The following is a 14,017-nucleotide window of genomic DNA, read 5'->3' on the forward strand; positions in this document are numbered from 1 at the left end:
ATCCTTCTCTCACGTTATATTTTTATCAAAAACAAACACGGAAACTGCAATATCTTCATCTACTTTCATATCAGAAAACAGATGAACTAACTTCGCACCAACAAGTTCTTCTAAATGTTCATGAGGATTAGCCACATACACTTCTTGAATCATTTTCGTTCGAGCCATATGAACCATTTCCGCCCCATCCGTAGTTCCCGAAATAAATTTCTCAGTAGGTGTTAAATTCCCATAAAGTGTTGCAATCGCCATGTTCTCGGTAAATACAGTATGAATTCTTTCCGGCCCTTTCCCGAACAACTCTTTTCGAAGCTTTCGGATCATATCATTAAATTCATGTACCATTTTTGACATACTCTCATTCCTTCCTAGTTATTCCATCACAACTATTTTAACAAAATGATCATTTCGTCTAAACTATTTAATAATGAGACGAAATGGATCATCTTTTACAATTACCTCAAGTACGCAAACAACATATGAAATACTATTATTGTTGCTTATCTATTCTTCTTTTAACCCTTTACCCATACCTTTTAAGAAATGAAGACCAAATCCGATAGCACGATTAATATCTGGATCCTTCAGTACTTTCATAAGGTCTAATATTCCTACTTTTTTATTGCTTTGCAAATGCTGGTTTCCTTCATCCATACCTGTCAATACGCTACCTATAAGCTTTTTCGTAAGTTCCGGATCAAGTTCTGTTAAAGCTCCTGCAGCGCCCATCATATTATTAATTAAATTTGTAACTGGTTCACGAGTGACTTGGCCTAGAACGATTTTTGCGATTGGTTCTTTCGCTTTCAGCATAGAATTTGCTGCTTCCAGCACCCCAATGTCATTTAATTCACCTACTATATTAAACATTTGATTTAAAGCATCTTCATTATTAGCTAGCAGTTCTTTTAAGTCTTCGAGTTTTTGTTGTTTTATGTCTTCCTCAGTTAGCTCCTGCTTCTGGACCGCTTGAATAGGTGCTGCCATATTCTTTTCTCCCCCTTAGTTATCCGTTAAATGTACGTATCCTGGACGAGCCCACTTACGATTTACCTCAATTCCGTTTTGAGGATGACGCTTTTTATTACGTGGGTTCGTTTTTGGCATCGGATTTTCGCCATCAACTTCTAACACTTCCATACGTACTTTCGTTTGCTTATATGCCGGCGTGTTTGTACGCAAGTCAACGGCAGGACCTGTTAAGAAATTAATTGCCGATTCTTTATCCGTCGAGTTCATCGGTAAATACAGTTCATTCGCTTTTACACGATCCGTTACAAGTGCACGTAATTTAAGTGCCCCGAATGGAGAAACAAGGCGTACTAACGAACCAGTTTTCACTCCGCGTTCCCTTGCAAGTTCTGGAGAAACTTCGACGAAAACACCTGGTACTTTCGATTGAATACCAGTTGATTTATTTGTCATGTTCCCTTCATGGAAATGTTCAAGCATACGGCCGTTATTAATGTGAAGATCGTATTCTGCTGGGAATGCAGCAGGACGTACCCAATCAGCTATCGCAAAACGAGCCTTTTTGTCTGGGAAGTTAAATCCATCTTGGAAAAGAAGCGGTGTATTCGTTCCATCAAAACTTCCCCAGTGGAAACTGTTCCACCTTTCAAGCACTTCATAGTTTGCGTGTGCAAATAGTGGTGATAAGCTTGCCATTTCCGCAAAGATTTCACTTGGGTGATTATAGCTCCAGTCTGCACCTAATTTATTAGCAATTGCCTGCACAATCCACCAGTCTGGTTTCGCATCTCCTAGCGTTGGAAGCACTTGATATAATCTTTGTACACGACGCTCTGTATTTGTAAAAGTACCTTCTTTTTCAAGAGATGGCGCTGCTGGTAATACTACATCAGCGTATTGAGCTGTTTTAGAAAGGAACACATCTTGAACGACAAAAAATTCAAGGCTTGATAACACTTCATGTACGTGATTTGCGTTAGAGTCTACAAGAGCCATATCTTCTCCAACAAGGTACATAGCTTTCATTTTTCCTTCATCAATTGCGTGAAGCATTTCAATGTTATTAAGACCTGGTTTGTTATCAATTTTTACTCCGTAAGCTATTTCAAATTTCGCACGTTCTACATCGTCAGTAACGTGCTGATATCCTGGAAGCCAACCTGGAAGTGTTCCCATATCACAAGCACCTTGTACGTTATTATGACCTCGAAGCGGATATGCACCAGCACCTGGACGGCGATAGTTTCCTGTTGCAAGAAGTAAGTTTGAAATCGCAGCGGAAGTATCTGAACCACCTGTATTTTGCGTTACGCCCATTCCCCAAAGAATACACGTACCGTCTGCATCACGAATCATTTCTGCCATTTTAACGAGCGTTTCTTTTGAAATACCTGTAATCTCTTCTGCATATTCAAGCGTATATTCCGCGAGACTATCTTTGAAATCATCAAAGAAGTTTACATTCTCATCGATGAACTGCTGATCGTGCCAACCTTGATCAATCATATATTTCGTAACAGCCATTAACCATACTTGGTCCGTTCCTTGCTTTGGACTAATAAAGATATCCGAACGCTCTGCCATTTCAGTTTTACGAAGATCTGCAACAATTAGTTTTTGACCGTGAAGTTTATGCGCACGTTTCACACGAGTTGCTAGCACAGGATGACCTTCTGTTGGATTACAACCGACGATAATAACAAGACCTGATTGCGCAATATCTTTAATCGTTCCTGCATCCCCGCCCATTCCAATAGTGCGGAACAATCCATCTGTCGCTGGTGATTGACAATAACGTGAGCAGTTATCAACATTATTCGTTTCGAACACTTGACGCGCTAATTTTTGAATAACATAATTATCTTCATTCGTAATTTTAGAAGAAGAAATAAAGCCGATAGAGCCTTTACCGTACTCTTCTTTAATAGAGCCCAATTTATTCGCCACTACATGAAGCGCTTCTTCCCAAGTCGATTCAACGAACACTCCATTTTTACGAATTAAAGGTTTCGTAAGTCGTTTTTCAGAATTAACGAAATCCCAACCGAATTTTCCTTTTACACAAGTAGAAATTGCATTAACTGGTGCCTCAGAAGTTGGTTGCACCTTTAAAATTTTGCGCCCTTTCGTCCATACTTCAAATGAACAACCTACACCACAAAACGTACATACTGTTTTCGTCTTCTTCGTACGAGTGTCGCGCATCGCAGCTTCTACTTCTGACACAGCGAAAATACCGCTATATCCAGGTTCAACCTCTTTAATAAGATCGACCATAGGTTCAAGAATATCCGGCTTCAGCCCAGTCATAAATCCAGCTTCACCAAGCATCGATTTCTCCATTAAAGCATTACAAGGACAAATCGTTACACATTGACCGCAGCTTACACATGAAGAATCGTTAATATCTACTCCTTCATCCCAAATAACACGCGGGCGCTCTGCCTCCCAATCAATAGATAACGTTTCATTAACTTGTAAGTTTTGACACACCTCTACACATTGACCGCACGCGATACATTGATTCGGATCATAGCGATAAAATGGATGAGACATATCAACTTCGCTTGCATCAACTTTTGGCTCATAAGGATATTTTTGATGCTCAATTTCCATTAATTCTGCCGTATTATGCAGTTTACAATTCCCGTTATTGTTGTCACAAACCGTACAGTACAGTAAATGATTTTCTAGTAAACGGTCCATCGCCTCATGTTGTGCTGCCTTCGCACTAGTAGAGGACAACTCAATATTCATACCGCTCGTCACTACAGTAGAACAGGATCGCACAAGCTTTCCGTTCACTTCTACAATACAAGTATCACACGTTTGAATAGGATCCACTTCCGGCACGTAACAAATTTGTGGATGTTCAATTCCGTTCTCATTAATAATGCCCAGTATAGTTGAACCAGGCTCAGCAATATACTCTTTGCCGTTAATTGTAATATGAACCATGCTGTCGTTCATGGTTACTCCCCCTTTTTGAGAATAAAAAAACTCCACCACGAAAATATACGCACCACATTTTTGGCACGTTATCATCATGGTGGAGTAGTTTATTAGCACATCTTGCTAAAATACCAATCCATTTATTCATAAATAAAATGATAGATTCATAACAGGTCATATCACGATTCCATCTTTAACACTGTAATTATAGCGTTAAATCGAAAAATACACAATATAATTATCATTACAAAGGACAAAGCACATAATGCTCTGACCTTTGTATTACATTTTAGGATTATTCTGAGATGACTTACTTCCCGGTGCAAACCAACCAATGAGTGCGATGGCAACTAATACTCCGTAGAAGATTAAAGTCCAAGTTGTACTGTGTGGAAAATCATGATCTAAAATACCTATATCCTCATGGGCAAGTGTAATTACAGCAAGTTTGACGCCGACCCAGGCAACAATTGCATATGCTGTTGTTTCTAGTGCTGGACGTTTCTCCAGTAATTGTACAAACCAAGTTGCCGCAAATTTAATTAAAATAAGTCCAGCTATCCCTCCAAGAAGTACAACAATGAACTGTCCTCCATCCATACCTCCGAAATCATCAAGCGGAGAATCTGGAAGCCCCAGAGCAAGAGCAACTGCGGCTAATATTGAATCAATCGCAAAGGCAAGGTCCGCTAATGCAATCTTTCCTACTGTGAACCAGTAACTTTTTCCTGCTGCTTCCTTTTCATCTTCCTTGTGAATATTTTGATTATTTTTTCCGAATTGCGCCTGAATGACATGCTTTAATCCTAAGTAAAGAAGATAAGCTGCTCCTATCGCCTGTATTTGCCAAACATTTGCAATAAATGAAATCGCAAACAGGGCTGCAAATCGAAAAACAAAGGCCATAATAATTCCGTAATTTATAGCTCTTTTTTTCTCTTCTTCGGGTAAATGCTTGGCTATAACTGCTAGTACAAGGGCATTGTCAGCCGATAACAATCCTTCTAATCCGATTAAAATTAATAATGCCCAAGCATACTCTAGCCATATTGAATCCATCCGCTTCTCTCCTTTCTAAAACTAAAATCAGATAAGGTCTTTGCTCATTAGAATTTCCTATTAAGCCAAATTAAATGCTAAAACATTTTGACAGTTACTTTGCTGTCCTCTATTTGTTATAATTTCAACAAAAAACAAATCTAGATTGTGGTTTTCTTAGAAAAGGCGACGCGACATTGTGCTTAAAAACTTGATGAATTCATCTTCACTTACAGGTTTACTGTAGTAATAGCCCTGAATTAGATAACATGCATTACGTTGTAACACTGTTAATTGTTCCTTCGTTTCTACCCCTTCTGCGATCACTTTCATGTTTAAAGTATGCGCTAGTGAAATAATGGTATGAATAATTTCATTTCCATCAGTAGAATTTCCGATCCTATTAACAAATTCTCTTGGAATTTTTAAGGTATCAATTGGATACAAAGGGAGATATGCTAATGAAGAATACCCTGTGCCAAAATCGTCAATTGATAAATGTACACCATATGATTTTAATGCTTTTAACTTCGCTAACGTTTCTTTTTCATCTACCATTGCTATTCTCTCTGTTAATTCTAAATCAATCGAACTAGCAGGTACCCCTACTTCTTCTATGGTAGATATGATTGCTTGAACAAAATCTTTCTGTTCAAACTCTATAGCAGATAAATTTATCCCCATTTTTAGATTTACATAGCCTGCAGAATGCCACTTTTTCAGTTGTCGACACGCTTCCTGTAACGTCCATTTCCCAATTAGAATAATTTGCGACGTTTCTTCCGCGATAGGTATAAATTCAAAAGGAGAAATAAGTCCCAGTTCTGGATGTTGCCAACGAATTAAAGCCTCTGCACCAATAACCATACCAGTCTTACTGTCAACTTGTGGTTGATATAATAAAAACAACTCATTATTTTCTAATGCCTTCGGTAAATCCTGCTCTAATCGTAATCGTCTTGTTATTTTTTTTGATAATGTCTCGTCATACATGCAAACAGCATTATTACCTTTTTCCTTTGCACTATACATAGCAATATCAGCATGTTGTAAAAGTGTAGTAGTATTTATTCCTCCAAACGGATACACCGCTATTCCTATACTAAGAGATAAATAAAAACTATGTTGATTAACTACAAATGGTTCTTCAGTTATACGAAATAGAGTTTCACACAAATCCAATAGCTGTTGCTCTGTGTGGTTATGGACTATGATCGCAAACTCATCTCCCCCTATTCTCGCTAGAGGAATAGCCGGTGACAGACATGTCCTAAAACGTTTAGCAACTTCTTTTAAAACACTGTCACCAATTGAATGTCCCAGTGTATCGTTAATGGTTTTAAAACGATTTAAATCTATATACAAGAGTCCAAATTCACCCTGCGTTTTTCGTGCACGCTCAATGGATTTTTCTAATTCTTTTTGGAAGAATATTCGATTTCCAATCTCCGTCACTGTATCATGGAATGCTAGATAGTTTATCTCATCTTGTTGTTTCTTCATTCTCGTAATGTCTTTTACCATTACATAACTCCCAAAAGTTTGTCCTTCTATCATAATAGGAACAATGGTGACGTACCAAAAATGAATGTCCTTCTCATTATTATTTTTCACACGTAATTGTAACGAAGCCGAACTGCATCGTTTCCCTTCCTGTAGAGCTGCTTCCAATTCAGATCTATCTTCGTCTAAAAAAATCGAGAAGCACTCTTTACCTATTAATTCATCACTGTTTTTTCCTAATAACATACTTCCAGCCTGGTTTATATTTAACACAGTACCATTTGAATTAATCGTTAAAATAGGATCTGGATGATACTCATATAATGACTTAAATCTCTCTTGATTTTTGACCAAGTCATTGGATTTGTTTATTAAATCTTCTGTTCTTTGAGATACTTTTTGTTCTAATTGATTATTAAACACTTTTAACATTTCGGTTAAATCTCTGTTTTGCATTCGTACGATAGTATGACGAATCAGCACAAATACAAATGCAATACAATTCCCAGTAATAAGTGTAGCCGAGGCAGTTTGCTCTTTTAAAGTAAAGCCAATTAATACCGCAACTGCAAGATAAGGAAATATAACAAGAAGTTTCTTCCCAAATGTGGGATCGATAATGAAATAATTCCTTCTAGAAGATGCATTCTTTGAGATCGAAGCAGCAATAGCAATTAATAATAGGAAAACTCTATACAAACACCTTAATAATATAAGTGAACGATCTGACAAATCATCTTGTAAGTAAAAATACAAGTAGTCCGTAATAGCCAATCCAGTTAATACGAGAATAAAAATAAATAATTTACTTTTCGCATTAAAAATAGCTGGTCGAAAGATTAGACTAACTCCTAATAAAAGAAGTAATAAATCTATAATCGGAAAAATAAATGAGAGAAAAACATCTCCAATTGATAAGAATAAGATATTTGCAGAAGGTTTATTAAACAGGTACCACTCTAATGTAAAAATAGCAGTAACAACAATACATAAATCACAAATTAAATACGCTTTTTCCCACTTGTTACATTCCATAATGATTTTATAAAAGAATGCAAAGAGAAAGAAGAATAAGAAAAACAACAAAAACACATCAGAGATATTAAAATTTTGTATCGGTAATTCTACATTAAGTACTTGAAAAGCGGATATAAAATTCCCGATCAAGAAACACCCTATTGCAATAGTAATGCAAACCCGGAATACTCCTAACTTAATTTTTCCGGATAATATAGAATAAAGTAATGAGATAAATACAGTAGTTTCAACAACTAAGGATGATAGTCGGATATTAAAATCTGATACAAAATAATGATTCGGAAAAACAAATAAAAATATAAAACAAAAGCTTATATAGAATATTAGAGCTATTGTTAATAAGATAAATTGCAAATGTGAATGTTTAAGCAATATATTCACCTTCTTAAGTCTTTCATCATTTTTTAAAAATTTGTTTCTAATTATTATTCATATTATGACCATTTCACAAGATTTCTTTCAAAATAAAGCAGCCTTACATTACACCTGCAAATATTTAACAATTCCATAACAGGAATTACAAAAAAATATGAACAGCTATGTCCTTAACACTATCAATTATTGTTATACGAACTATTTATGTAACAAGTTTATTTAATAGCTAATTAGTTCAAAGAATGTTTTCTTTGAACTAATTGTATACTGCCCATCTGAATCATATAACTTAACTATTTTTAAATTAAAATTTCACGTAAAAATAATGAATGTAGGTGTATGCCCCTATCTATTTATCTTTTTTCTTCATAACTTCTATAGTATTCATTAAGTACGCTAACTTAAACACCGACTTATTTATAATCCTTAATAAGTCGGTGCTAGTATACACTATAAAACTAAAACACATTTCAAATAACAAAACTATACTTTAGCAATTTATAAATTTCATATTCCTAGAATTACTAAACTTTCTTTTACCTATTACAATCTATATTCAGATACATTATTTCCTTTCCATTCATAATAATCTAAAACCCCTTCATAAATGGCTTCTGCTGCAATCTGTCTGCCGTTTGCCGTAAATAGTTTACTGTAATCGATACCATTATCTATAAAAGCCAGTTCCGTTAACACAGCTGGCATGTCGTTTTCTCTTATAACATGAAGATCTCCATGTTTAACGCCTCTATCACGTGTTTGAAGAGCCTCTACTAAACGTGTTTGAATTTTTTCCGCTAACACACGACTTTCTTCCACATGAGGATTTGTTTTTTCGGATTCAGAAGATTTATAGTAGTATGTTTCTGTCCCTTTTGCATTACCATTAAAAGCATTTGCATGAATGCTTATAAAGATATCCCCCTCATTTTGCTTAGCAAATTTAACACGTTCCTGTAAAGAGCTTTTTTGGTCATGTCCAGGTCTAGTATCAGATTCACGAGTTAGTAAAACTGTAAATGGTGTATGTTTTTCGAGCAATTGTTGTAGGCGTAAGGAAGTGTCTAATACGATTTTACTTTCAGGCAATCCTTTTGTGGACTTTCCGGGATCTGCACCACCATGTCCAGGATCAATAATGATTGTTTTACTTTCTAAAGGGTTTTTCGGACTGTATTGAAGGGTATCTGTTTTGGCAGTAAGTTGTGCGGCTTCTGCACGTGTTATGAATTTATTTGGTTGCCAACCATTATCAGTACCAACAGAAATCTTTAAATCAATTAAAATATTGGCAAATTTTTCACCCCAATGTCCTTTTAAATCATCAAATTTACTTTGCCCATTACTATTTGTTCTATCTTGTAGCTTATATGCATTTACTAACATTGTTGCCATTGCAGCACGAGTAACTTTTCCAGAAGGATTAAATATTCCATTTCCTTCACCTTTAATTATTCCTGCTTTTTCAGCTGCGGCAATATACGGCGTTCCCCAGTGGTTTTGTGAATCTGTAAAAGATGGTTTTGCATTTAAGTCAATATGTATACCAAGGGCCTTTGTCATAATTGTTGCCGCAGAAGCCCTATCTAATGTATCACTTGAACCAAAAGTTCCATCTGGATAACCACTCAATACTTTTTTATCAACTAAATAATTAACGGATTTGTCAGCCCATGCAGGAACATCTTGGAATTTATGAGTATTTGCAAATGCACTAGATGAGTAGGATAGTAGACTTCCAGCAAGAATTCCTGTAGCAATTAATTTTTTCTTCAAAATTTAGCACCTCTAAAAAATTATTACAAGTTGGTAAATATATCATTTATAGTTAATCTTTAAATAATACGACCTAGAATAAAGAATAGATTAAATCCGCGTTATCCCTATATTAAAGATATTAAATACAAATCGAACTATTATTCCGAAAAGAATCCTGAGACATACACTTATAGATAGAAACTATTAAATATATTCACCAACGTCGTGTAACCAGTATAGTTACTCATATGTACGAGTGTCAATTAAAAAAACCTTACATTTTTGTAAGATAACCATGTTAATTATGTAGTAAGTAATTATTATATAATGTGAATAATTACTCGGTATAATAAAATAGTAATCTTATATTTTAAACAAATATTAATTATCTTGGTAGGCAAATAACTTATAACAGCCACCTTTTTGGCTATGCTTTGGAATCCTACTTTACTCTTCAATTCTCCGTATTAAAAGTTTGTTGATGAAATGTAATAACAACTGTACGATTATACAACTTATTCACCTCAATTAAATCAGTTAAATATTGAGGAAGAGTCGGTTTATCTTTAAAATCATTATGTATTAAGCCCTTTCACAGTGACAATACGCATATTCCCAGTATTTTTCGGATCACAATACTACAAAGTAAGACCTAGCTCCTTCCTTTTGTACAAATTTTTGATTTACTAAAATTAATTATAACTTTTCCTCTGCCCGAAATGATTCCATACAAAACAAAAGGGAAATACATATACACTATGTATCTCCCTTTTATTTTGTACCCAATTTTTTTATTGTGTTACGGTCATAACTTGTCCACTACGGTCAACCATAATTTTCATTTTTCCGTCTTGAGCGTTATATAACCCTAGCTTATGTAGATCTTGTTTGCATTCTTTTACGAAGTAAGGCAATGTACGAATTTGATCGATATCCGAGCTCGTAATGAAATGAATTAAATGATGCGTCATCTCTTTAATATCATGAACGAGTTCTTCCTTCTCTCGTTTTAATCTTTCATTTTCAGCTCGTAATGAATTTAATTCACCTTCAAGACCACGTGCATTCTTTTCATCTTTTGAACGCTCTGCTGCCATACTGGAAAGCTTATAGATTCCCTCCATGAACTGATGCAATTCGTGTTCTTTCTTGTCACTACATTGACTAATTGTTTCAAAGTTATCCACGATGCCAGATATAACTGTTACGAGGCTTTTTTCATCATCTCCATTTCGAACGTCTTCAATTACTTCCTGCTTACTTTCTTGTTTTGTCTCAGCAATTGTCTCTTTTACAGGTGCATATTTACGTTTTCGCCCCGGCTTTTGTTTTTCAATATTTTCAAACGGGATTTCTTGTTTTTTTAATTTATAATAGGTATTTTGCAATTGACTTTCCGTTTTTCGAAAAAGATTCAATTCATTTTTACTAACATATTTTGAAATATTTGCGATGTTTAAGCCATGACGTTGACAAAATTGATACACTTCATACAATAATTCTAGTTCAGACTTCAACCAAGTAATCGCTGATTTTTCATATTCTCGCATACCGCCATTTTTTTCTATATCTATTTGAAATAATACCATTCTATTATATAAATCGATTAGCTCTTCATACCCGATTTGGAATTGTTTCTCTATTTTTTTAAATTCCGCCTCTAATTTCATATCGTTCGTTTTATTATTTGACATGTTTTGTAAAAGACTTAATACATTGATTGCTGTGTGGTGATACATAATCTGTGTCACTCCCCTCATCCTTTCACAATTCTCATATGACTCCCATGCCCTTTAAGAAAATAGAAATTTTTACATATCCATATTATAACATTTCGAAATTATCTGTCAAATAATTAACATACAAAAAGGTATAAAAAGTATCGAAATAAAAAATGATTGTTAACAAATATTAAAAAATAAAAAATAGCTAAGTAAAATATTATATCAGAAAAATTCTACTTAATTATATTATATGGTATTTCTAATATATTTTCACCGAAAAAGCTTGCGTCACCACGAAATCTTATAGATGAAATAATTGAACATCATGTAAGAAAACCCTCACCTTTATAGTAAAGGTGAGGGTTTTACACAACGCTAACGAATTAACCGAAAGAATGACCATTATTACCACGGTGGCTACAGAAAAACAAAAATATCTCAGAAACACTCAACCTTTCTGTCTTTACACACATGGCTGGCTCCTCTCTTCCAACTAAAAGAAGCTTTATAGTACTAACTTATCAACTAGCCCGATTAATTCTTGGATATCTGGCTTACTTACTTGAGCATTCGCTCCTACTGCTTCACCTTTATGGAATAATTCATTTGTAATTAATGAAGAGAAAATAATGACTGGTAATTGATTCATTACTTCACTATCTTTAATTACTTTCGTTAAGTGGTGTCCATCCATTTTCGGCATTTCAATATCTGTAATAAGCAGGTGAATATGTTCATACATTTTTTCACCTTGCTCTTTTGCTAATTTTTCAATTTGAGCTAATGCTTCTGCACCATTGCTGAAGAAGTTCATTTTCGTATATCCAGCTGATGATAATGTTTCTTCTAGTATTTGACGAAGCATCGCTGAATCTTCTGCAATATAAATAACTTTTTCAGCTCGATCTGTTTTTTGCTCTAATCCTGAAAGTGATTTATTGTCATAACCAGTACCGCTAATTTCACATACAATTTTTTCATAATCTAATAATAAGATGATTTTCCCATCTAGCTTTACAATTCCAGATGTCGTTTCTTCTAGTCCCATAGATAATGAAGCTGGTTCATCAATTTGTTCCCATGAAATACGTTGAATACGATGCACTTCATCAACACGGAAAATAACTTTCATTTGGTTTAATTCTGAAATGATAAATTTCGTTTGATCAAGTGGTTTTATAGATTTTAAATTAAGAGCCGTTGCTAAGTTAATAACAGGTAAAATTTCACCACGTACTTGAACAACACCTTCAACTGCATGATGAGATTCTGGCACAGTTGTAACAGGGAATGGATTAATAATTTCACGCACTTTCATTACATTAATACTAAATAAATTTTCACCAACAGTGTACGTTACGATTTCTAATTCGTTTGTTCCGCTTTCTAATAAAATACTTTGTGCTTGTGACATAAAGGTGTCGCTCCCCTTCCATTAATTCCGTATATTTAATTATTAAGCTTTATTAAAACCGAAAAGTCAACTACCTATATGAAAAATATAGATAGTTGAATGATTCTCACAGTTTTAAAGTAGAAATACTACCGGTAAAACTTAATCTTGTATAAACGAAGCAAGTGCCTCTAGTAACACTTCTTGTGCTCCTACAATTTCTGTCGGCATCGCTTCCCATTTTTTTGAAAGCTCTGTTTCCACTCTCATTCTTAGCTCTGGACCCATTTCTCCTAGCACATATTCTTTCGTCGCTATATCAACATCAAGGAGTGCAAGTGCATATAATTCCGGATCGTTTATTTTTTTAAATAATTGTTTCAATACCGCCGGTGCTATATGTTTTAACTTTTCAATGTGAATTTCCTTATCCGAAAATAGTAACTCATATTGAATAAACGTAACATTTTCTTTAATCACTTTAAAATAGCAATTATTTTTTTTATCATTTACAAAATAACCGTTCTGATCTGCAATAATACTCTCTACTTGACGTATTAAATTAGGTAAACTACTCGCCGCCATTACAGTACGTTGCTCAACCTCACTTGGCGAAATGAATGTAACGCGATACTTATTCTGCGCCATCCTCCTCACCTCTCCTTTTATATAAACTTAGTCTAATTGTACAATATCTTAATTAATCTAAATCTATTTCAAATCAATGCTTCTAGACTCGGATAAATCCTCTCTCCCAAAAGTGATGAGGCACCATCTAAACACTTGGCTTTTGGCCTCTTCAACTAACCTAGAACCACTCCATATCTCTGTTCTCACAATGCGCGATCCACTCATAGGCACTAACCGCTACTACACATCGCTAGGACATCTCTCAAAACCTAAAAGAAAGCTTTTAAGAGATTTTAAGCCCCTTTCAACAGCTCAATGTTATTGAACCAAAAAGCAAGCTGCTGATCCGTAATATCCGGCAACATAACGAAAAACTCACGGCACTTCATCTCATCTTTAAACAGTTGATACTTCCAAACACTATCGCTACCAATACTTACGAAATAAAACTCGTGTATACAGCCAATGATTGCTTGTTTTTCACCAAACGAATATGGAGGCACTTGTTTGATTTCAAATTGATCTGGTAAATATATATGCTCTTCTCGTTCTATTTTTAACACTTGCTCAGCAAGCTCACGTTTATTTTCGAAAAAAGGCAATTGTAAAATTCGCTCTTGTCTTGTCATACGAA

At 34.8% G+C, this 14,017-nt stretch carries 11 protein-coding genes and 1 pseudogene; all 12 read right to left on the reverse strand.

All coding sequences use genetic code 11. The annotated features are described in order from the left end of the window. Window positions 1-9: 9 nt before the first annotated feature. The 12 genes and pseudogenes from JFU18_RS07125 to JFU18_RS07175 all read right to left on the reverse strand — a co-directional run bounded on the left by JFU18_RS07125 (window position 10) and on the right by JFU18_RS07175 (window position 14,012). Entirely contained in the window at window positions 10-354 is a 345-nt protein-coding gene (locus JFU18_RS07125; protein WP_002012015.1) for a Na-translocating system protein MpsC family protein, read from the reverse strand. Between the two features lie 150 nt (window positions 355-504). Then, window positions 505-987, reverse strand: coding sequence for a helical membrane plugin domain-containing protein (locus JFU18_RS07130; RefSeq protein ID WP_098776897.1), 483 nt, complete (start codon window positions 985-987; stop codon window positions 505-507). Window positions 988-1,002: 15 nt separating this feature from the next. Further along, a complete protein-coding gene (gene fdhF / locus JFU18_RS07135) occupies window positions 1,003-3,942 on the reverse strand; it encodes a formate dehydrogenase subunit alpha (protein WP_201034961.1) in 2,940 nt (979 codons plus the stop codon). Then, window positions 3,911-4,102: a hypothetical protein gene (locus tag JFU18_RS07140; RefSeq protein ID WP_002158491.1), complete on the reverse strand. Its 192-nt coding sequence runs from the start codon at window positions 4,100-4,102 to the stop codon at window positions 3,911-3,913. Before JFU18_RS07140 ends, fdhF begins: the two co-directional genes overlap by 32 nt. 104 nt (window positions 4,103-4,206) lie before the next feature. Then, window positions 4,207-4,983: a TerC family protein gene (locus JFU18_RS07145; RefSeq protein WP_002086470.1), complete on the reverse strand. Its 777-nt coding sequence runs from the start codon at window positions 4,981-4,983 to the stop codon at window positions 4,207-4,209. 156 nt (window positions 4,984-5,139) lie between these two features. Next, window positions 5,140-7,875, reverse strand: a complete 2,736-nt coding sequence (locus JFU18_RS07150) for a sensor domain-containing protein (protein WP_201050290.1) — start codon at window positions 7,873-7,875, stop codon at window positions 5,140-5,142. A gap of 546 nt (window positions 7,876-8,421) precedes the next feature. Next, window positions 8,422-9,654: an N-acetylmuramoyl-L-alanine amidase gene (locus JFU18_RS07155; protein WP_201034960.1), complete on the reverse strand. Its 1,233-nt coding sequence runs from the start codon at window positions 9,652-9,654 to the stop codon at window positions 8,422-8,424. A gap of 448 nt (window positions 9,655-10,102) precedes the next feature. Continuing rightward, window positions 10,103-10,332, reverse strand: a pseudogene (locus JFU18_RS29820) (Ger(x)C family spore germination protein); the annotation flags it as partial. A 95-nt stretch (window positions 10,333-10,427) separates the two neighbouring features. Further along, window positions 10,428-11,375, reverse strand: coding sequence for a DNA-binding domain-containing protein (locus JFU18_RS07160; RefSeq protein WP_201034978.1), 948 nt, complete (start codon window positions 11,373-11,375; stop codon window positions 10,428-10,430). Between the two features lie 490 nt (window positions 11,376-11,865). Beyond that, a complete protein-coding gene (locus JFU18_RS07165) occupies window positions 11,866-12,774 on the reverse strand; it encodes a chemotaxis protein (RefSeq protein WP_002064638.1) in 909 nt (302 codons plus the stop codon). A 141-nt stretch (window positions 12,775-12,915) separates the two neighbouring features. Further along, window positions 12,916-13,401 (reverse strand): hypothetical protein, encoded by a 486-nt coding sequence (locus JFU18_RS07170; RefSeq protein WP_002064637.1) that lies wholly within the window; start codon window positions 13,399-13,401, stop codon window positions 12,916-12,918. A gap of 275 nt (window positions 13,402-13,676) precedes the next feature. Then, window positions 13,677-14,012 (reverse strand): DUF3964 family protein, encoded by a 336-nt coding sequence (locus tag JFU18_RS07175; protein WP_002064636.1) that lies wholly within the window; start codon window positions 14,010-14,012, stop codon window positions 13,677-13,679. Window positions 14,013-14,017 lie beyond the last annotated feature (5 nt).

It is taken from the genome of Bacillus sp. TH22 (assembly GCF_016651015.1).
Lineage (GTDB): Bacteria > Bacillota > Bacilli > Bacillales > Bacillaceae_G > Bacillus_A > Bacillus_A mycoides.

Bases quoted from the DNA above. Each gene is read 5' to 3' on its own strand.
- JFU18_RS07125 (WP_002012015.1), bottom strand. From the start codon at position 354: ATGTCAAAAATGGTACATGAATTTAATGATATGATCCGAAAGCTTCGA.
- JFU18_RS07130 (WP_098776897.1), bottom strand. From the start codon at position 987: ATGGCAGCACCTATTCAAGCGGTCCAGAAGCAGGAGCTAACTGAGGAA.
- fdhF (WP_201034961.1), bottom strand. From the start codon at position 3,942: ATGAACGACAGCATGGTTCATATTACAATTAACGGCAAAGAGTATATT.
- JFU18_RS07140 (WP_002158491.1), bottom strand. From the start codon at position 4,102: ATGACCTGTTATGAATCTATCATTTTATTTATGAATAAATGGATTGGT.
- JFU18_RS07145 (WP_002086470.1), bottom strand. From the start codon at position 4,983: ATGGATTCAATATGGCTAGAGTATGCTTGGGCATTATTAATTTTAATC.
- JFU18_RS07160 (WP_201034978.1), bottom strand. From the start codon at position 11,375: ATGTATCACCACACAGCAATCAATGTATTAAGTCTTTTACAAAACATG.
- JFU18_RS07165 (WP_002064638.1), bottom strand. From the start codon at position 12,774: ATGTCACAAGCACAAAGTATTTTATTAGAAAGCGGAACAAACGAATTA.
- JFU18_RS07170 (WP_002064637.1), bottom strand. From the start codon at position 13,401: ATGGCGCAGAATAAGTATCGCGTTACATTCATTTCGCCAAGTGAGGTT.
- JFU18_RS07175 (WP_002064636.1), bottom strand. From the start codon at position 14,012: ATGACAAGACAAGAGCGAATTTTACAATTGCCTTTTTTCGAAAATAAA.